Source organism: Mesorhizobium sp. M0701 (genome assembly GCF_040320365.1).
Taxonomy (GTDB): Bacteria; Pseudomonadota; Alphaproteobacteria; order Rhizobiales; family Rhizobiaceae; genus Mesorhizobium.
The window spans coordinates 77,016-96,425 of sequence record NZ_JAMYPO010000003.1; the positions used below are offsets into that span (position 1 = coordinate 77,016).

At 61.4% G+C, this 19,410-nt stretch carries 14 protein-coding genes; 7 read left to right on the forward strand and 7 right to left on the reverse strand.

Annotation, left to right across the window (positions count from 1 at the left end; translation table 11 throughout):
- The first annotated feature begins 110 nt into the window (after positions 1-110).
- Positions 111-1,229, forward strand: coding sequence for a glycosyltransferase family 4 protein (locus tag NKI24_RS04275; protein ID WP_352743567.1), 1,119 nt, complete (start codon positions 111-113; stop codon positions 1,227-1,229).
- On the opposite strand, the gene asnB is transcribed toward NKI24_RS04275, so the two are convergent.
- Both asnB and NKI24_RS04285 read right to left on the reverse strand, forming a co-directional pair.
- Complete coding sequence (asnB, locus tag NKI24_RS04280; RefSeq protein WP_352449644.1) at positions 1,203-3,128, reverse strand: asparagine synthase (glutamine-hydrolyzing); 1,926 nt, start codon at positions 3,126-3,128, stop codon at positions 1,203-1,205. The two genes, NKI24_RS04275 and asnB, sit on opposite strands and share 27 nt — an antisense overlap.
- A gap of 167 nt (positions 3,129-3,295) precedes the next feature.
- Positions 3,296-4,537: a glycoside hydrolase family 5 protein gene (locus NKI24_RS04285; protein WP_352449643.1), complete on the reverse strand. Its 1,242-nt coding sequence runs from the start codon at positions 4,535-4,537 to the stop codon at positions 3,296-3,298.
- 116 nt (positions 4,538-4,653) lie between these two features.
- Here NKI24_RS04285 and NKI24_RS04290 point away from each other — a divergent pair, with 116 nt between their 5' ends.
- The 3 genes from NKI24_RS04290 (at position 4,654) to NKI24_RS04300 (ending at position 8,982) form a co-directional block, all read left to right on the forward strand.
- Entirely contained in the window at positions 4,654-6,582 is a 1,929-nt protein-coding gene (locus tag NKI24_RS04290; RefSeq protein ID WP_352449642.1) for a heparinase II/III family protein, read from the forward strand.
- Between the two features lie 238 nt (positions 6,583-6,820).
- On the forward strand, positions 6,821-7,816 hold the full coding sequence (locus NKI24_RS04295) for a sterol desaturase family protein (protein ID WP_352449641.1): 996 nt from the start codon (positions 6,821-6,823) through the stop codon (positions 7,814-7,816).
- Positions 7,813-8,982 (forward strand): GNAT family N-acetyltransferase, encoded by a 1,170-nt coding sequence (locus tag NKI24_RS04300; RefSeq protein WP_352449640.1) that lies wholly within the window; start codon positions 7,813-7,815, stop codon positions 8,980-8,982. Before NKI24_RS04295 ends, NKI24_RS04300 begins: the two co-directional genes overlap by 4 nt.
- A gap of 221 nt (positions 8,983-9,203) precedes the next feature.
- On the opposite strand, the gene NKI24_RS04305 is transcribed toward NKI24_RS04300, so the two are convergent.
- The 5 genes from NKI24_RS04305 to NKI24_RS04325 all read right to left on the reverse strand — a co-directional run bounded on the left by NKI24_RS04305 (position 9,204) and on the right by NKI24_RS04325 (position 14,420).
- Positions 9,204-9,515 (reverse strand): UBP-type zinc finger domain-containing protein, encoded by a 312-nt coding sequence (locus tag NKI24_RS04305; RefSeq protein ID WP_036238601.1) that lies wholly within the window; start codon positions 9,513-9,515, stop codon positions 9,204-9,206.
- Complete coding sequence (locus NKI24_RS04310; protein ID WP_352449639.1) at positions 9,512-11,203, reverse strand: FAD-dependent oxidoreductase; 1,692 nt, start codon at positions 11,201-11,203, stop codon at positions 9,512-9,514. Before NKI24_RS04310 ends, NKI24_RS04305 begins: the two co-directional genes overlap by 4 nt.
- A 359-nt stretch (positions 11,204-11,562) precedes the next feature.
- Positions 11,563-12,489, reverse strand: coding sequence for an NADP-dependent oxidoreductase (locus NKI24_RS04315; protein ID WP_352449638.1), 927 nt, complete (start codon positions 12,487-12,489; stop codon positions 11,563-11,565).
- Positions 12,490-12,602: 113 nt separating this feature from the next.
- Positions 12,603-13,040, reverse strand: coding sequence for a CBS domain-containing protein (locus tag NKI24_RS04320; protein ID WP_352472517.1), 438 nt, complete (start codon positions 13,038-13,040; stop codon positions 12,603-12,605).
- Positions 13,041-13,544: 504 nt separating this feature from the next.
- Positions 13,545-14,420 (reverse strand): AraC family transcriptional regulator, encoded by an 876-nt coding sequence (locus NKI24_RS04325; RefSeq protein WP_031211896.1) that lies wholly within the window; start codon positions 14,418-14,420, stop codon positions 13,545-13,547.
- Between the two features lie 199 nt (positions 14,421-14,619).
- Here NKI24_RS04325 and NKI24_RS04330 point away from each other — a divergent pair, with 199 nt between their 5' ends.
- The 3 genes from NKI24_RS04330 (at position 14,620) to NKI24_RS04340 (ending at position 19,410) form a co-directional block, all read left to right on the forward strand.
- Positions 14,620-16,086 (forward strand): alpha-glucosidase/alpha-galactosidase, encoded by a 1,467-nt coding sequence (locus NKI24_RS04330; protein ID WP_352449637.1) that lies wholly within the window; start codon positions 14,620-14,622, stop codon positions 16,084-16,086.
- 119 nt (positions 16,087-16,205) lie between these two features.
- Positions 16,206-18,290 (forward strand): ABC transporter substrate-binding protein, encoded by a 2,085-nt coding sequence (locus NKI24_RS04335; protein ID WP_352743573.1) that lies wholly within the window; start codon positions 16,206-16,208, stop codon positions 18,288-18,290.
- A gap of 112 nt (positions 18,291-18,402) precedes the next feature.
- On the forward strand, positions 18,403-19,410 hold the full coding sequence (locus NKI24_RS04340; RefSeq protein WP_352452370.1) for an ABC transporter permease: 1,008 nt from the start codon (positions 18,403-18,405) through the stop codon (positions 19,408-19,410).

Consider the following 19,410-nt stretch of genomic DNA (forward strand, 5'->3'; position numbering starts at 1 on the left):
GATGACGCCGAAGGGTGAACAGATTCAGTTTGAACTAAAAGATTTGCCGTAAACCTTATCGGGAACGTTTGCTTTGCAGTTACCCGGTCTGTGTTATTTAGAGTACCATCATGTTGCAGCGCCTGATATCCGATCGAAAAATACATGTCCTGGTCGCGACGCCCTCGGGCGTTTCGGGGCAGGGCGGCATCGACCGCATCATGGGGGCGCTGAAGCAGGAGTTCGAACGGCAAGAAATCGCCGACATCGATGTGTGCTTCCTTGCCAGTCGTGGCCCGGGGCATGTCGGACTTTCGATCTTCTATATGCTCGGTTTTTGCTTACGGATGCTTAAAGCGCGTCTGGCTGGACGCGCCGATGTCATTCATATCAACATCTCAGTTTCCGGCAGCACCTACCGCAAGATGGTGATCGCCGCCTGCGCACGGCTGCTGTCGATACCCTACGTCCTGCATTTGCACGGGGCGCAGTATCAGACATTCTGGAAAGCCGATCGCGGGTTCATAAGCCGCCGTATCAAAGCTCTGTTCGAGCATGCCGATCGGGTGATCGTTTTGGGCAGGCTTTGGCGCGATTTCGTCGCCAGCCGGGCGCCGGGCGCAGCCGGCAATATCGTGATCGTGCCCAATGCGACCGAAGTCCCGTCGCTGGCGCATGTCGGCGGCGGCGACCATGTGCATATCCTGTTCCTGGGCCGCATCGGCGACCGCAAGGGCGTACCGCAATTGCTCGAGGCACTGCACCGCATGAACCCCGTCAAGAATTGGCGCGCCACGATTGCCGGCGATGGCGAAGTCGAGGCGGCACGGGCAAAGTCAGCCGCGCTGCGGATTGCAGACCGGATCGCCTTTCCGGGTTGGGTGGGACCGGACGATGTCGCATCGCTGATTTCTTCGGCCGATATTCTAGTTCTTCCATCCTTCGCCGAAAATCTGCCGATGTCGGTGATCGAAGGCATGGCAGCCGGTTTGGCGGTGGTGGCGACCCCGGTTGGCGCCGTCGAAGACATAATCACCGACGGGCAATCCGGGCTGCTGGTGCCGCCAGGCGATGTTACAGCGTTGACCGAGGCGCTGAGCCGCCTCGTGGAGAACCCGGCACTGCGGGCAAAGCTTGGTGCCGGTGCCATGGCCGTGCATCGGGAACGGCTTGAGCTCGCCCCGTTTGTCGGCGCAATCTGCGATGTCTGGCGGTCGGCGGCGTCAAGCCGTCAACCGGTCAAGCGCTGACGCCGATAATGACGGCGGCGCTTCAAGCCTGAATTCGCGGTGGAATATCTCCAAATTCAACAGCGCCCATATCAGCTTTTCGTGGTCTGCGGCACGCGTGGTGTGTTCCGAGACGATTTGATCAAGCTGTTTCGGGCTCAAATAGCTGCGGATGACGGAGTGAGGCGAGCAAAGATGGTCATGCACGTAGTTCCTCATCGATCCGCGAAACCATTCGGCGACAGGTACCTTGAACCCGACCTTGCGGCGGCTGAGAATTTCCTCCGGGAGGATATTGGCCATGCTGTCGCGCAGGATCTGCTTGCTGTGCAACCAACCCAGCCTGTAGCGATCGGGCAATTTGCTGACGAATGAAACCAGGTCGCGATCGAGGAACGGCATTCTTCCTTCGATTGAACCGGCCATCATCATGTGGTCGCCTCGTTCCAGGAGATTGTCAGGCAGCCACGATGTCTGATCGAAAAACAGCACGCGGCGAAGATGGGAGGCCGCAGCGCTTGACGAGAACGGAAAGTCGTTGCGCTCATAACGGCGATTTGCGGACGCGCCGATCAGGCAAGCGCGCTGCTGTGCCGAAACGGCTCCAAACCAGGAGACCATCCGGGCGGCAAAGTCCCTTTCGCCCGCGGTGCGGGCAAACGTATCGACCTTGGCCGACGCGCCCGGCATGGCGCGTACCAAAGGGGAAAGGACGTTATCGTGCAGCGAGGCTGGAACAAGCGACTGGTAGATCCCGGCCAGTGATTCCGCGCGATGCTTGGGATAGCCGCCGAGAATCTCGTCGGCTCCTTCTCCGGTGAGCACCATCTTGACGTCCTGCGAGGCGCGCTCCGACATCAGGTAAATTGGAATATCGCTGCTTTGCGAAACAGGTCCCCCGCGTTGGCGAACCATCGCGGGCAGGTGATCCATCAGATCGCCTGGCTGGATGACAAGTTCGCAATGATCGGTCTTGAAATGATCGGCAACGCGCCGGGCGAATGCAAGTTCGCTATAGGCTGCGTCGTCGAACCCGACGGAAAACGTGCGAATGGGCGTGGCGCTGTGCCTGGCCATCAGGGCGACGATAGCCGAGGAGTCGAGTCCTCCGGAGAGAAAGGCCCCAAAAGGTGCATCGCTGCGCATCCTGATCTCGACGGAATGGTCGAGCAATTCCAGAAATCGCCGCTTGGCGGTTTTTCCGTCGATCCGCTCGGTTACGGCCGCCTGGTCCGGAGGCGTATAGTAGCGCGTTTCCTTGACTACCCCTTGCGACCAGACAGCATAGCTTCCGGGATTGAGTTTGCGGATCTGTTTGAAGAGCGTGCGCGGTCCCGGCACATAACGCCAGTTCAGATACTCGTGCACGGCATCCAGATCGAGTTGCTGCGCATCTTGCTGCGCCGACAACAATGCGTTGATCTCCGAGGCAAACAGCAGCAATCTTTCGCTTTGCATGAGGTAAAGCGGCTTTTCCCCGAAGGGATCCCGGCCGAGGATCAATTCTTGCCTCTGAGCATCCCAGAGTGCAAAGGCGAACATGCCGCTCAGCCGGTCGAACATGGACAAGCGCCACTGATCGTAGGCTCGGAGCAGCACCTCGGTGTCGGAGCGCGTTCGAAAATGATGGCCAAGGCCGATCAGTTCCTGGCGCAACTCGATGTAGTTATATATCTCTCCGTTGAAAATTATTTTGAGACGGCCGTCCTCAATCTGCATCGGCTGATTTGACTCAGGCGCCAAGTCAATGATCGCCAGGCGGCGATGGACCAATGCCAATTGTTGCTCGCCGGTATTCAGGTCCAATATCTCGGTGCCTTCGGCATCGGGACCGCGATGCCGCAATGCGTTTGACATTCTGGCGGCCCGCTCTTGTGGATTTTTGGCCCTTCGACCGATCCATCCGGCAATTCCACACATTGTTCCCCCTAGGCGCGCGCATTCCTCACTTCAGTACAACAAATGTGTTAAACACTTCGTGCCAATACAACCCAACCGGGAGAAAGCTGCCACGGGCCGTTCCTCGATCGAGCCTGGCGGTCAGGGGTTGCCACCGGTTGTTCGCTGGTGAGGGCGAGTGACGGCACCTATGGCAGGCCCAATGCCTGCAGCATCTCCGGGTCGGGAACCGGGGGACCATCGGGCGGGATGAGGCTCATCCCATAGGGATTGGAGAACTCCCAGACAGACCATGGGATCGCGAAGCGTTCGGCCTCTCGGCGCACTGCCTTGAGATAGCGCGAACGGTCGGCCTCAAAGGCGCCCATGCGGCCGTCCGCGGACATGAGGATAGCGCCGAATTCGCCCATGAAGAGCCGCCGGCTGGGAATGCCATGGCCTTCAGCCCAGTCGACAGCCTGGCGAAAGCTCGCCTCCAGTTGGCTCTGGCCCCAGTTCTGCTCGAAATAGTTCGCGATTGCTTGGCGCGCGGTGGCCATGTTCATGACCTGCTCGACCCTGCTCAAGCCGGCAGCTTCCATCCGCGCTCTAAGGGTTTCGGTCACCACTTCGGGTGTACTGCTGTCGGCCGGCCAGGGAAGTCCCGAAGCAAAGCTGATCGTGTCATCGGGCCGCTGGTGGGTGAAGCTGTGCGGCTCATACATATGGAAGCTGTAATAGAGGTTTGGGTCATCAAAGCTGGGGCTGAGGTTGACCAATCCGGCAATGCTGCCGCCGCAGGCGCCGGTTGCAACGATGGTAAGTTCGCTGCTGACCGCTCGAATGTCGTGGACGGTCCCTGCCATGATCCGCTGCCAGTGATCGCTGCCGCTCGCATCGCAAGGGTAGTATGCGGGCTCGTTGTAAGGTTCGAGGGCGACTTTGTCGGTGCCTATCTTGACCAGCATGGCGGCGACCGCCACAACCATTTGACGATAGCGGGCAACGCCCTCGCTGTCGGCGCCGCCATAGATCATCTCCATGCTGTAGTCGGGAATCTGAGTGACGCCATGCAGGTCGAAAACCACCTTGAGGCCGGTCGCCGTGATCCGCTCGACGGCGGCGGCAAGTATGTCCAGCGCCTGCTGCCGCTTGGCGTCCCCGCTGGCAAGCAGCGGGCCGGGATCGACGCTCAACCGGACGAAGTCGAAGCCCATCGATCGGATGTGGGCAAACACCTCCCCGGCCGGCCAGTCGGTGAGCGGCCTGCTTTCCGCAAGCCACTCCTTTTCGCTGCGATAGGGCGGCCAAACGTAGGTTCCGTCTTTCTCCACCGGCGACCAGTTGAGCCACTGATGGACGCCAACGCCGCGCTTGAGATGGATGGGCTCTGCGTCGGCCGCCACAAGCAAGGCGAGCACCCAGGCAACAACATACAACGCTTTTCGCATCGCTCCCTCCGCATGCTCGCGGGAGATATTAGCCGCAACGAACGGGAAAGAAGATTGCCGGCCCGCAGCTTTTCGACGGCATGGTATACAAGGACCGAAACGTTGACGGGGCGTGCATGAGAATCGGCTGGTACATCAACCGATTGCGCAGCATGGGACCGGCCGAGGTGTTGCACCGGCTGGGCGAGCAACGTCGAAGGACCGCGTCGCGCCGCCGCGATGATGGGTGGGAGCGCTATCCATCGCCGCAGTTGCACCCAGTGCTGCCCGGATTTCGCCATGCTGCGCTGGCAGCGACCGACGCTCAACGGCAGGCCATAGCGGCGGCCGCGCAAGAGATGCTTCATGGCCGGTTTTCGGCACTCGGGCGGACATGGCCAAAGCGTGAGCCCGATCTTTTGTTTCCTGCTGAGCTTTGGCGTCTTGATCCGGTAACCGGCAGGCTTTGGCCTGGCGCCGAGGCTCATACTTTCGATATCGATTTTCGCGATGGCGGCGATCTTGGCGATATAAAATATGTCTGGGAGATCAACCGGCTGCAGCAATTGCCAGTACTGGCTGCACACCTGCTCCTCAGCGAGGACAATCGATCCCGGAGTGCCATTGAGGCGGCAATCGGCAGTTGGCATTCCGCCAATCCGCCGTTCCGAGGCATTGGCTGGGCTTCCGGCATCGAAGTAGCGCTGCGAGCCATCAGCCTGATCGTCACCCTGGACCTCATCGGTGACCGGCTTGACCCGGCGACGCTGCGGAAAGCTGGTGAGATACTCGCGGCAAGCGCCTATTGGCTGCCGCGGTTTCCGTCGCGATATTCCTCCGCCAACAACCATCTCGTCGCAGAGTTGGCTGGCGAATATCTGGTTGGCCTGGCGCTCGGGGCCGAATCCGAAATTGCCCGCAGCGCCCTCTTACATGAGACGCACAAGCAGATTCTTGCCGACGGCGCCGGTGCTGAGCAAACGCCGACCTATGCAGCCTTCAGCGCCGAACTCATCTTGCTGTGCGCCGCCGCGGCACGCCAGGCGGGAACGCCGTTTCCCTCGGCCGTCGAAGCGCGTCTGGGCGCCTTCGCCAATTTCGTCGGCTGGCTGCCACAGAAAGCCGCCCGCTTCGGCGACGACGATGAGGGCCATGTGCTGAAGCTGGGCGACGAGCCGAACTATATCCTATCCGTGGCGGCCGCCATCCACGGCTTACTGGGGACGCCGGGCAACGCGCCGGAGCCTGACGATTTTCGTTCGCTTTTCTTTGGTGCGCCGTCAGGCCCGGCGCCCGCGGTGCATGGCTTGCAGACATTCACGCAAGGCGGGCTCTCCGTCTGGCGCGGAGCAATGAATGGCCGCAATGTCGAACTGACGTTCGACCATGGACCGCTCGGCTATCTCTCGATAGCGGCGCACGGCCATGCCGACGCGCTGTCGCTCACCCTGTGCATCGACGGTGAGCCGGTGCTGGTCGATCCAGGCACCTGGCTCTACGGTTCGGGAGGCGCATGGCGCGACTGGTTCCGCTCCACGGCGGCGCACAACACGCTGAATATCGAGGGTAAAAGCCAAAGCACCATCGCTGGAAATTTCAACTGGTCGCACAAGGCAGTCGCAGCGCTGGTGGAGAGCGAGCCGGGACCGCACTGGAGGCTGAGCGCCCGGCATGACGGCTATAGAAGCCGCTTCGGCGTCGTGCATCAGCGCACTTTGGCGCGCCAGGCCGATGGCATCCTCATCACCGACCAACTGCTCGGCGGCAGGCGCCAGTCCGAGATCGTCTTCCAACTGGCCGCCGGCCTCCATGCCGATCGGCACGAAGAGACGGTCACGGTATTGCGCGGCGACGAGGTACTGTTGGCCATCCGCTTTCCTGATGCTGCGCTCGATATCGGCGCCGGCGGTGACATGCCGGGCCAAGGCGGTTGGGTTTCACTGCGTTTTGGCACCAGGCAGCAAGCCGAACGCCTCGCCTGGCACGGTGAAGTGGGCGAAGCCGGGATCGATATCCATCTTGCCCCAATTCACCCGCCGCAACAGCAAAAACCGGTGCCAACGTAGAGTTGCCGGGCGAGTTCCAGCCGTATTCGACATTAATTACGTTTGGACATTTAGCGGTTTCGTTACCGTTGATCTGCTAGTCTCGCACCATCCAGCCTGCTTTGCCCGCTGCGCCCCGCAACAGCCACTGGTTGCAGGCGGCGTAGCGAGTTTGGCGGGAATTTTGTGCTTTGCTATTCGCCAGATCGCCTTGTTACGACCCCAGACTGCCTTCTTACGACCAGGAGCCGCTGCATCAATGTTTTCCGAATTTGCCAGAGCGATTGTGGAAAAGCTTTCGAACGTCAATCTGACCACGCTCGGCCTGCTTCTCCTCACCGCACTGGGCAGCGCGGTGATCGCCTACTGGCGAACTGCCGAACATAAGTCCCTCAGGGACTTTTTCGACTTCGCCTTCCCACAGGAAGTCATCCTGCACCCGTCGGCGCGAGCCGACGCCCTGTTCTGGATCACGAAACGGGCGATGATGCCTTTCCTGCTTATTCCTGCCGGCGTCACCTTCGTCGTCGCGGTGGGCTATGGCACACGCGAGGCAATTGGCTGGCTCCTTAACATCCACGCGCCGCTTCTCGGCGGCCCGGCGGGACCGGTGACGATCGTCATCTTCACCGCAACCATGCTGGTCGCCTATGATATTTCATACTACCTCTACCACGTCGCCCAGCACCGTTTCCCGTTCCTGTGGGAATTGCACAAGGTACATCATTCGGCCGAAGTGATGGTGGGGATCACCAAGGACCGGGTTCATCCGCTGGACGATCTGATCAACCGTATGTGGGATGGCGTCATCCCGGGCATCTGCTTCGGTGTCTGGAGCCTGATCGCACTCGATCCGGTAGAGGTCGCTATCTTCGGCATCAACGTCTACGTCATCCGCAACATCCTGATGATGGACTTTGTTCGCCATACGCATCTCAAGATATCGTTCGGCTCGTTGAACAACATCATCCTGTGTCCGCACTGGCACCAGGTGCATCACAGCATCGACCCGCGTCACTACGATAAGAATTTCGGCCTGCTTTTTTCGTTCTGGGATCGTCTGTTCGGAACGCAATTTGTCCCGGAGCCGGATGAAGACCTGAAATTTGGCCTGGTCGATCGCGATGTGCGCGATTACCAGTCGCTCTTTGGGCTCTACATCCTGCCGCTCAAGAAGATGGCAAGGCATGTCATGCGACTGTTTCACAGACGGCCCAATGTGGTCGCGCAGCCACAGGACAGTTCTCCTTCATGAACACCGCTGTTTCCATCGACGTCCTAGGCGCGGAGCGCCTGGAAATCGTCCGTTCGGCGGATCGCCTGGCTGCGGTCGAAGCCGCTTGGATGGAGCTTTGGCATCGTACCGACGGGCTGATCTTTCAAAGCCATGCCTGGATTTCGGCATGGTGGAGTACCGTACAACGCCGTGACCAGCGCGCGTTGCGGATCGGCCTGGTCTGGAAGGGCGAGAGACTCGTTGCTGTCGTTCCGCTGGCGATCGGCAGGCGCAGGGGGCTGCGGTTTCTCGAATGGGCGGCCGGCAGCTATACCGACTATGGGGATATTCTCGTTGCTCCGGAATGCTCGTTGTCGGCGTTGCAGGAGCTATGGACCCAACTCTGCGATGCAGGCGGCTTCGATCTTGCCTTGATCAGTCGTCTCTCGCCGGATGCGGCGGCCCGCAAAATTTTCACGCCGGGAGCTTCCGGCGGCATCAGGCTTCGTCACTTTCACCGAACGGAAGTCAGCTATCGCGTTGCCGGACAATGGGAAAGCGGAGCGGCATGGTTGGCGGACCAGTCGAAAAAGACGCGCCAGAACTATCGGCGCGGCATCAAGGCGCTGGGAGAAACCGGAGAGGTGAGATTTCGCCTGCTTGCGCCCGACGAGCCGCTGCAACCGGTACTGGAGCGCCTCGCGGCCTTGAAGCGGAAATGGCTGACCGAGCGCATGCGTGAATCAGACCTCTTCGAAGAGGGCGTGCCGGTACTCGCCGCGCTCGTCGATGCGTTGGCGCGCGCCGGCGTGCTGCATATCTTCGTCCTCGAATGCAATGGCGTGATGATCGCGGTGTCGATCAACTTCGTCCAGCACGACGTGATGATGGCCTTCGTGACGACGTTCGATCCGGATTTCGGCCGGGCGTCGCCGGGTGTGATCCTGTTGATGGATTACGTGCAGTGGTCGATCGATCACGGCTTGAGCACGGTCGATTTCCTCTGTGGCGCAGAGTCGTTCAAACACAAATTCTCAACGCAGGCGGTTACGCTGGAATCCGTCATCGGGACGCGCACGGCACAGGGCGCGCTTGCATCTCTTGCCGATCGTGTCCTCCAGACCGTCAGGCATATGCGCGAGCGGTCATCGGCACCACCAGAGGGACGCGATACGCCCGCTCAAGCCGAAGCAGCCTTGGACTAAAGCGCGTCGCATTCGATCGGCCTCATGCGACGCGCTTTAGATTCTTGTTTTATACATGTCGTTATCGCAAAATCGCTGCACACTTTTGCGCGACATGCTTTAGAACGGTTCATCGTTTCACGGAAACGCGGAACAGCTCCATCTTTTGTTTTGACGCAATTCCGGACGAAAACCGTTCACACTTTTCCTGGAATTGCTGTAGCGGCCCGCTCGCAAAAAGCTCAAATGAAGCGCGGTATCGGACCGTTTTGCGGCGTGGTGCGGTCGCCGAGGTCGAGGAAGATTTCGTCGATGTAGCACCATCCCCAACCTTCCGGCGGATCGTAGCCTTCGATGACAGGATGGCCGGTTGCCCGAAAATGCTTGGTGGCATGTCGGTTGGGCGAGTCGTCGCAGCAGCCGACATGGCCGCATGTGCGGCAGAGCCGCAGATGCACCCACTGCGAACCGCTCTTCAGGCATTCCTCGCAGCCGAGCGCGCTCGGTGTCACGTCGCGAATGTCCCCGGCGTGCCTGCATTCGTCTGCCATCATACGCTCCTGACCAGTTGTGGCGCCACGGCGAGACTGCCGTTTCGCGCGAGATATGCATGCAGCGCTGCAACCACCTGGGCGCCTTCGCCGACGGCAGCGGCGACGCGCTTGATCGAGCCGGAGCGCACGTCGCCGATGGCGAACACCCCGCCGCGGTTCGTCTCCAGCGCACCACGTTCCTGGCCAATGTCAGGCCCGGTGCGAACGAAGCCCTTCGCGTCCAACGCCACGCCGCATTGCGCCAGCCAGTCGGTGTTCGGATCGGCGCCGATGAACAGGAAGAGGTGGCGGATCGGACGTGCTGTCTCGGTGTCGCGGTTGCGCCAGCGCACTTTGCCAAGATTGCCGTCGTCGCCTTCCAGTGCCGCAATCTGCGTCTCAGCCAGCACTTCGATGTTCGGCTGTGCCCTGACGCGCTCCACCAGATAGCGCGACATGCTCGCATCGAGGCTGCTGCCGCGCGCCAGCAGCCATACCTTCTTCACATGCGCCGCCAGGTAGACGGCAGCCTGACCAGCCGAATTGCCGGCGCCGACCAGGGCTACCTCTTGCCCGGCGCAAAGCCGCGCTTCGATCGGCGAAGCCCAGTAATGCACGGAGGTTCCCTCGAATTGCGCCAGGTTTGCCATGTCGAGGCGGCGATAGCGCGCTCCGCTGGCGATCACCACCGACCGTGCCCGCACGGTCTCCCCGCCGCCGACGGCGAGCGTGTAGTGGGCACCGGACGCGTCGCTTGCGCTGCCCAGCAGCTTCGCCTCGTCCGGTATCACCATCTCGACGCCGAATTTCTGCGCCTGGTTGTAAGCGCGCGCCATCAGCGCCATTCCCGAAATGCCGGTCGGAAAACCGAGGTAGTTCTCGATGCGCGAGGAGGCACCCGCCTGTCCGCCGAAGGCACGGCAATCGAGCACGATCGTCGACAACCCTTCGGAAGCCGCATAGACGGCCGCCGCGAGGCCGGCCGGTCCGGCGCCGACAATGGCCACGTCGTACAGCTTGCCGGAGTCGATCGGCCTCACCAGGCCGATGCAGCGGGCAAGCTCGTTCTCTCCGGGATTGAGCAGCAGCTTGCCGTTCGGACAGAGCACAATCGGCAAATGGTGGATATCGACATGGAAGCGTTCGATCAGCGTCCTGGCGCAGGGATCGGTAGCAGAATCGAGAACCCGGTGCGGCTGACCGCTGCGGGCCAGAAAACCTTGCAGCCTCAAAACGTCGCCGCTGTCGACCGGTCCGACAATGATCGGGCCCGCTGTGCCGCTCTCGAGCAGGCCGACACGGCGCAGGATCAGCGCCCGCATGATGCGCTCGCCGAGGTTTGCTTCCTGCACCATCAGGTCCCTCAGCCTTTGCGAGGGGATGACGAGCGCCTCGACCGGCTCGACCGCCTCCACATCCACCAGTGAGGGTCGGGCTGAAAGCTGCGCCAACTCGCCGACGAAATTGCCTGCACCGTGCGTGACGATTGTTTCGCGCCGGCCGAAGCTGCCGCCCTGGATGATATCCACCTTGCCGGACAGGACCACGATCAGACCGGGCGCCAGCTCGCCGGCTTTGACGATCTGTTCGCCTGCAGCATAGGACACGGCTTCGCCGAAACGGCCCATGCGGTCCAGGTCCGCCTCAGCCAGCACTGGAAACATCTGATCGCGACGGGCAATGGAGATCGGATTGGCGGGTTGGGACATGGTTCGAACCTATCGCCGGTTTCCGACAGTTTGAAGCGGTTTTTGCGGCTTGCGGCCGGTAGGAACCTGGCTCGCCTGTCGGTAAACGCTGTGTCCTTCGCTTCGCAGTTAACTGACGGCGGCGGTGCGACGGTGTCGTCGCGACGTGCCTCACAATCCGTTGCATCTCCTTGATTTGTTTGATTTGCGCATCCCGGCAAACCCGGCGCATGCTGCTTCAGCCGGCACCTGTCTAGGCCGGCCAGGCCCGGCGGGCCGTCCTGTGTCAATCTCTCGGCCGCCGGGCTTCTGGATAGCAGAAAACGGCCTGTGTCCGAGCACTCCGCAAACTGCCCTGCGGCCTGTTGTTCGGCGGGTGCTCAGGCAGCTACCTGAAGCACAATCTTGCCGCGCGTGTGCTGCTTCTCGAGCTGTTCCTCGGCCCTGGCGACTTCCTCAAGAGGATAGATTGCCTGCACGAATGGCCTGACCTTCCCGGCGTCGATGAGGCGGCTGATCTCGGCAAGCTGCGCCGCGTTCGGCTTGGTCAAATAGGAAACGCCGCGAGCCCGATGCAGGCGGGCCTTCTCCGCCGACGGTTCGGAAAGCGTTGAGACGAGCGTCCCGCCGGGCTTGAGCACGTCCCACGAGCGGTCCTGTGTTTCACCCGCTACCAGGTCGAAGACGAGGTCGACGTCCTCGACAAGCTCCTCGAAGCGCTGGTTCTTGTAATCGACCGCCTGGTCGGCGCCAAGCGCGCGGACGAAATCGAAATCCTGCGCGGACACGGTCGTCGCGACAAACGCGCCCGCGGCCTTTGCGAACTGCACCGCCAGATGACCGACGCCGCCGGCGCCGCCATGGATAAGGACCCGCTGCCCGGATTTGAGGCCGCCGTGATCGAAAAGGCCTTGCCACGCGGTAAGGCCCGCAAGTGGCACGGCGGCGGCTTCGGCGTGGCTTAAGCGTTGCGGCTTCGCCGCCGCCTCCGTTGCCTTGACGACGACATATTCGGCGTTGCCGCCGCGGTCGTTGCCGAGCATGGCATATAGCGGATCGCCCTTCTTCAGCGTATGGGCCCGCGTGCCGCACAGTTCCACCACGCCGGATACGTCGCGGCCGAGCGTGACGGGCAGATCCGCGCCCGAAGAGCCCTCGCGAACCTTGTAGTCGACGGGATTGACGCTTGCCGCGTAGACCTTGAGCGTGACCTCGTCGTCATGCGGCTGAGGCAACGGAACCGCGTCCAGCGAAAGAACCTCCGGTCCACCAAAATCGTGGATACGGACGGCCTTCATCGTAATCATGGCTTGCTCCTCGTCGGGTTGCAGTCCAGTTCGCTCTGAACAGTTTCGCCGGCAGGCCGGCGTCTATCCAGCCGGCGGTTCGGTCGTAGCAAAGGCCGGCCGGTGGTGCGCCGTCAGTGTATCGTTTGCGAATGCTCGCCGCCGGGTTGCGAGATGCCGCTCAGCGCTTCACCTGCTGTCGCCGTCTCGCTGTTGGTGGCGAGGTCGCCCAGCGAAACGATGCCGACCAGGCGCTTGTCGCGGTTCAGCACCGGCAAGCGGCGCACTTTCAGGTCAGCCATGTTGCGCAGAACATCCTCCGCGTCTTCGTCTTCGAAGCAATACCTGACCTCGGTGCTCATCACTTCCCGTACCTTGGCGTCAGGTGTCTTGCCTTGGGCGACGCCGCGGATTGCGATGTCGCGATCGGTTACCATGCCGACAAGCCGATCGTTCTCGCCCACCGGCATTGCGCCGGCGTCGAGGCGACCCATCATTTCTGCCGCATCGCGCAGGGTTTGCTGCGGACTGGCGATCTCGACGTCCTTTGTCATGCAGTTGCCAACTTTCATTTTAACCTCCCTTGGTTGCAGGGCCCGCCGCCGGTTCCATGATGGAAGGGTGAATGAGCGCCAGCGCAAAACGTTCCATGGCAAGACCCGTTTCGAGCGCTTCGCCGAAATCACCCTTGCCATCCTCCACCCGACCGCCTTCAGGCGGTCGGCCCGGGAAAGGTCGGTTCCGAAGGAATTTCGGAAGGCGTGCCGGGAGGAACTCCGATCGGCTCCTGGTCCGGCGTCGGAATTGGATCCGGCGAGGGCGGGGGTACGCCTGGAGGTTCTCCCGGCGGAGTCTCCGGCGGGGCAGGCGGCCGGGCCGGCTCCGGATTGGGATTGTCCGGCAGTGGATTCGGGTTGTTCGGATCGGGGTTGTTCATCGATCACTCCCCTAACATTTGTGGCCTGATCTCCGCCGGAGCGGGGGTGCGGGAGCGGCGAGCAGGCTCTCTTGTCCTAAACCGAGGGGAAGCAAAAGCGTTCCCGCACCCGATGCCAAGCGCGGTGCAATCTATCGGGCTATCGGGCGGTTCCAAGGCTGGCATACATCCCGTTGGTGCGGAACTGCGTCGGGTTGATGCCGTAGAGGCGGCGGAAGACCTTCGAAAAATAATTGGCATCCTCAAAGCCGCACATGATGGCGACTTCCTTGACCGGCAGGAAATCGGCCTTCGTCAGCAACTTCGCCGCGCGCTGCAGTCGCTGCTGCAGCACGAATTCGGCGGGCGGAAGACCTTCACTCTCGGCGAAGCAGCGCGAGAAATGCGCGCGGCTCAGGCCGCTGATCTCAGCGAGATCGGCAACGCGGAGCGGCCTGTCGAGATTGGCCCTGATGTGATCGATGACCGGCTGCATGGCGCTCTTGTCGTCGGTGACGGCATGCGAGCCGAAGACATCGTCGTAGAGCGCCATGGCTGCTTCATAGGCGACGGCCGAGGCGGCTCCCGGCGAGACCGCGCCCGTGATCAGGCGCACACTGCAATCAGCCAGATGATCGATCGTCGAGGGCTGCAGCCGCAGCACCGGACCGACGGCGGCAAGGATCGACTTGTGGATGCGCAGTGCCTCCTCGCCGTTCATCGATATCCAGAAGAACTCCCAGCGTTCGCCCTTGGCCAGCCAGTAACGGTGGTTGTGCGGCACGAGAACCAGCAAAGTGTCGCCCTTTTGCAGGCGGTAGTTCCGGTTCTCGTAGCGCAATCGGCCAGTGCCGCTGATCGTATGCTGGAGCACGGTAAACGGCGTCAGGCCGCGCTTGCGCCCATCCCAGTCGTAGACCTCGTTCTCGCGCACTTCATAGCCGGTGCTTGTCGGCATGGTGTGTAGGCGCTGGCGCCCGCGCGGCAGCGATACCGTCCTGCCCGCCGGCCCGATGTCGATCAAGTTCCGCAGCACAAAATTACCCCTAAAAGCATAATCCTTCTCTGGTCGCGTGCCGAATAAGGCGCATAATCCCTCGAGAAAAGCAAAAGAAACCGCGGTCAAAGAGCGGATGGGAGGAAGTGCTGGATTCCAGCCTGCATAGCGTGGCAGGCGGGCCAGGCCTCTTTTCGCCGCCTTTGCCCTAGCGTTCGATCAGGTCGAGGTGAGGCTGATGAGTTTCAAGATCGCTATCATCGGTGCGGGAAGCGTCGGGTTCACCAAGAAGCTCTTCACCGACATTTTGTGCGTTCCTGAATTCAGGGATGTCGAATTCGCATTGACCGATCTCAGCGAGCGCAACCTCCAGATGATCAAGTCGATCCTCGACAGGGTCGTCGAATTCAACAGGCTGCCGACCAAGGTTACGGCAACGACAGACCGCCGTGCTGCCCTCGAGGGCGCCCGCTACATCATCAGCTGCGTTCGCGTCGGCGGTCTCGAAGCCTATGCGGACGACATCCGAATTCCCTTGAAGTATGGCATCGACCAGTGCGTCGGCGACACGATCTGCGCCGGCGGCATCCTCTATGGCCAGCGCAACATTCCGGTAATCCTCGATTTCTGCAAGGATATTCTCGAAGTCGCCGAGCCTGGGGCGAAATTCCTGAACTACGCCAATCCGATGGCTATGAACACCTGGGCGGCGATCGAATATGGCAGGGTCGATACCGTCGGCCTCTGCCACGGCGTCCAGCATGGCGCCGACCAGATCGCCGAAGTGCTCGGCGCCAAGTCGCGCACCGAGCTCGACTACGTCTGCTCCGGCATCAATCACCAGACCTGGTTCATCGACCTGCGTCTCAACGGCCGCAAGATCGGTAAGGACGAGCTGGTTGCCGCCTTCGAGGCGCATCCGGTCTATTCGCAGCAGGAAAAGCTGCGCATCGATGTCCTGAAGCGCTTCGGCGTCTATTCGACCGAAAGCAACGGCCATCTTTCCGAATACCTGCCCTGGTATCGCAAGCGGCCGGACGAAATCACCCGCTGGATCGACATGTCCGACTGGATCCACGGCGAGACCGGCGGCTACCTTCGCTATTCGACCGAAACGCGCAACTGGTTCGAAACAGAATTCCCGCAATTTCTGGAGTCCGCCGCGAGGCCGATCGACCCCGCCAAGCGCTCCAACGAGCATGCCAGCCACATTCTCGAGGCGCTGGAGACGAACCGCGTTTATCGCGGCCATTTCAACGTCAAGAACAACGGCATCATCACCAACCTGCCGCAGGACGCGATCGTCGAGTCGCCCGGCTTCGTCGACCGCTTCGGTATCAACATGGCCTCCGGCATCACGCTGCCGGAGGCCTGCGCCGCCACTTGCATTTCCTCCATCAACGTCCAGCGCATGTCGGTTCATGCGGCGATCTCCGGCGATATCGACCTGCTGAAGCTCGCGGTCCTGCACGACCCGCTGGTCGGCGCGGTTTCGACGCCGGAAGAGGTTTGGCAGATGGTGGACGAAATGGTCGTCGCCCAGGCTCGCTGGCTGCCGCAATATGCCGATGCGGTGCCGGCCGCGAAGGAACGGCTTTCGAAATCCAGGATCAAGACCCGCGAATGGGCCGGTGCGGCAAGGCGCGACGTCCGTTCGATCGAGGAATTGCGTGCGGAAAAAACGGCTCTCAAGCAGGCCGTCTGAATTTCGCCAGGACGGATCGCGGCGAGCTTTCGGGAGGATTTTCCGCACCCGTCTGTACATTCGTTCGAGGAGAAATGGAGCGGCGTCAACGCGCTCCTGAACAACAGGGAGGAGAGACGATGAGGAATTTTCGAAACATTGGCATTCTCGCCGGGCTGGCGCTTAGCGTCTCGGCCTCGGCGCTGAACGCGTATGCATCCGAGCCGACTGTGCCGCCGGTGCCCGCGCAATTCCCCGCCGAGGGAAAGATCAAATACGTCGCGCGCGACTCCATCCTGGAATTCAAGGCACTGCCGGAATATCACGAACCGGATTGGGTCACCGAGAAATACGTCAAGGCGGGCAAGCTGCCGCCGGTCAAGGACCGTTTGCCTAAGGAGCCGCTGGTCTTCAAGACCGGCAATATGCCGGATGGCATCGGCGTTTACGGCGATACGATGCGTCATGTCATCGGCGGCCGGCCGGAGGGTTGGAACTATGGCGCCGGCCAGACGCAAGGCTGGGGCGGCATCGACATCGGCCTTTCCGAATGCCTGACGCGCACGGCGCCGCTGTTCCAGGTCGAGGCCAAGGACACGGAGCCGCTGCCGAACCTCGCCAGGAGCTGGGACTGGTCCAAGGACGGCCACGCGCTGACGATGCATCTGGTCGAGGGCGCGAAATGGTCGGACGGCGTTCCGTTCAACGCCGACGATGTGATGTTCTACTGGGACGACGAGGTGATCGACCCCAATGTGTCGCCGCTGAACGGCGCGACGCAGGAGACCTTCGGCGTCGGCACGACGTTGAAGAAAATCGACGACTACACCGTCGAGTGGACGTTCAAGGACGCCTTTCCGAAACAATATCTTTACGCCATGGCTTACGGCACCTTCTGTCCGGGCCCGTCGCACATCCTCAAGCCACAGCATCCGAAATATTCGAAGAACACCTACGAGCAGTTCAAGAACGCGTTCCCGCCGGAATATATGAACATGCCGGTGATGGGTGCCTGGGTGCCGGTGGCATACCGCCCCGACGACATCATCGTCATGCGTCGCAATCCGTACTATTGGAAGGTCGACGAGAAGGGCAACCAGCTGCCGTATCTCAATGAACTGCACTACAAATTGTCGACCTGGGCCGACCGCGACGTTCAGGCCGTCGCGGGAGCCGGCGACTTCTCCAATCTGGAGCAGCCGGAGAACTTCGTCGCCTCGCTGAAGCGCGCGGCGCAAAAGGACGCACCGGCACGGCTTGCGTTCGGCGCGCGGCTGATCGGCTATAATCTGCGCATGAATTTCTCAGCCAATGGCTGGGGCAACCCCGACGAGCGCGGACAGGCGATACGCGAGCTGAACCGCAACGAGGACTTCCGCAAGGGCGTCACCATGGCGCTCAACCGCAAGGCGCTCGGCGACTCGCTGGTCAAGGGTCCGTTCACTGCCATCTATCCGGGCGGCTTATCCTCGGGCACGAGCTTCTACGACCGGAAGTCGACGGTCTACTACCCCTTCGATCTCGAAGGCGCCAAGGCGGAACTCGCCAAGGCAGGCCTGAAGGACACGGACGGCGACGGCTTCGTCAATTTTCCTGCAGGTACCGCCGGCGGCAAAAATGTCGAGATCGTGATGCTCGTCAACAACGACTACACCACCGACAAGAGCCTTGCCGAAGGTATAGTCGCCCAGATGGAAAAGCTAGGGCTGCGGATCGTGCTGAACGGACTCAACGGCACCCAGCGCGATGCCTCGCAATACTCCGGCCGCTTCGACTGGCTGGTACGGCGCAACGATCAGGAGCTGACTTCCGTCGTCCAGAATACCGATCAACTGGCCCCGGTCGGTCCACGAACCAGCTGGGACCATCGTGCGCCGGAAAACGGCGAGGTCGATATGATGCCTTTCGAGAAGGACCTCGTCGACATCGTCAACAAATTTGTCTCGTCCGCGGACAATGACGAGCGCGCCAGCCTGATGAGAGAGTTCCAGAAGATCTCGACCGAGCACGTCTACAATGTCGGCCTGACGGAATATCCCGGCGCGCTGATCATCAACAAACGCTTCTCCAACATCCCGCAGGGCACGCCGATCTTCATGTTCAACTGGGCCGAGGATTCGATCGTCCGCGAGCGGGTCTTTGTCGCTGCCGACAAGCAGGCCAAGTACGAGCTGTTCCCCGAAGAGCTTCCCGGCAAGCCCGGAGACAAGGGCCCGATGAACTAGGTTTACCTCCCCTGACTGAGAACTCCGGCCGCGCCAGTTGGCGCGGCCGGACAAAGCAAACCTCCGTATGCTCAAAGAGAGCGACCGGCCAGACAAGGAAGCGGACCGACCGATGTTGCGATTCCTGCTCACGCGCATAGCGTCGGCGATCCCGGTCCTCGCCATTCTGAGCCTGGTCACCTTCGCCATCATCCAGGCGCCGCCGGGCGACTATGCCGACTACATCCGCTCGCAGTTGATCAATCAGGGCGGGGCCTCATTCGCCGAGGCCGACGCGCAGGCCAAGGCCTATCGGATAGAACATGGTCTCGATAAGCCGCTGCCCGTCCAGTATTTCAACTGGATCGGCGGCATCATCACCCGCGGCGATTTCGGCTACAGCCTCTATTACAATAAGCCGGTGGCCGATGTGGTGGGCGAGCGGCTGCCGCGCACGCTGCTCCTGGCGCTGGTGTGCCATCTGCTGGCCTCGGTCCTCGGTATCACCTTCGGCATATGGGCGGCGACCAGGCAGTACAGCTGGATCGACAGTACGCTGTCAGCGATTTCCTTCCTCGGCATGACGGTGCCGCGCTTCCTGATGGCGCTGATCATCGTTTATTTGCTGGTCTTCCAATTCAACGTCTCCGAGATCGGCAGCTTCTTTTCGCCGCAATTTGGCGGGGCGCCGTGGTCCTGGGCGAAGTTCGTCGATCTCGTCCGGCATGTCTGGCCGGTTGTCGCCATCGCCACCTTCGGCGGGCTCGCCTACAACATGCGGGTGATGCGCGGCAATCTGCTCGACACGCTGAACGCGCAATATGTCGAAACCGCTCGCGCCAAGGGCCTCAGCGGCGGTGCGGTCGTGATGCGCCATGCGGTGCCCAATGCGCTGCATCCGCTGGTCATGTATCAGGGCGTGGTGCTGCCCTATATGCTGACCGGCGAGATCGAGACCGCGATCATCTTTGCCCTGCCGACCGTCGGCCCGGCGATCGTTGGCTCGATGGCGGTCGGCGACGTCTATGTCACGGCGACATTCATGATGGTGCTGTCGGCGACGCTGATCGTCGGCAACATCATCGCCGACATGCTGCTCGTCATGCTCGATCCGCGTGTGCGCCAATATGCAGGGTCCTGA

Coding starts and splice junctions, on each gene's coding strand:
- NKI24_RS04275 (WP_352743567.1), top strand. CDS start 111: ATGTTGCAGCGCCTGATATCCGATCGAAAAATACATGTCCTGGTCGCG.
- asnB (WP_352449644.1), bottom strand. CDS start 3,128: ATGTGTGGAATTGCCGGATGGATCGGTCGAAGGGCCAAAAATCCACAA.
- NKI24_RS04285 (WP_352449643.1), bottom strand. CDS start 4,537: ATGCGAAAAGCGTTGTATGTTGTTGCCTGGGTGCTCGCCTTGCTTGTG.
- NKI24_RS04290 (WP_352449642.1), top strand. CDS start 4,654: ATGAGAATCGGCTGGTACATCAACCGATTGCGCAGCATGGGACCGGCC.
- NKI24_RS04295 (WP_352449641.1), top strand. CDS start 6,821: ATGTTTTCCGAATTTGCCAGAGCGATTGTGGAAAAGCTTTCGAACGTC.
- NKI24_RS04300 (WP_352449640.1), top strand. CDS start 7,813: ATGAACACCGCTGTTTCCATCGACGTCCTAGGCGCGGAGCGCCTGGAA.
- NKI24_RS04305 (WP_036238601.1), bottom strand. CDS start 9,515: ATGATGGCAGACGAATGCAGGCACGCCGGGGACATTCGCGACGTGACA.
- NKI24_RS04310 (WP_352449639.1), bottom strand. CDS start 11,203: ATGTCCCAACCCGCCAATCCGATCTCCATTGCCCGTCGCGATCAGATG.
- NKI24_RS04315 (WP_352449638.1), bottom strand. CDS start 12,489: ATGATTACGATGAAGGCCGTCCGTATCCACGATTTTGGTGGACCGGAG.
- NKI24_RS04320 (WP_352472517.1), bottom strand. CDS start 13,040: ATGAAAGTTGGCAACTGCATGACAAAGGACGTCGAGATCGCCAGTCCG.
- NKI24_RS04330 (WP_352449637.1), top strand. CDS start 14,620: ATGAGTTTCAAGATCGCTATCATCGGTGCGGGAAGCGTCGGGTTCACC.
- NKI24_RS04335 (WP_352743573.1), top strand. CDS start 16,206: ATGAGGAATTTTCGAAACATTGGCATTCTCGCCGGGCTGGCGCTTAGC.
- NKI24_RS04340 (WP_352452370.1), top strand. CDS start 18,403: ATGTTGCGATTCCTGCTCACGCGCATAGCGTCGGCGATCCCGGTCCTC.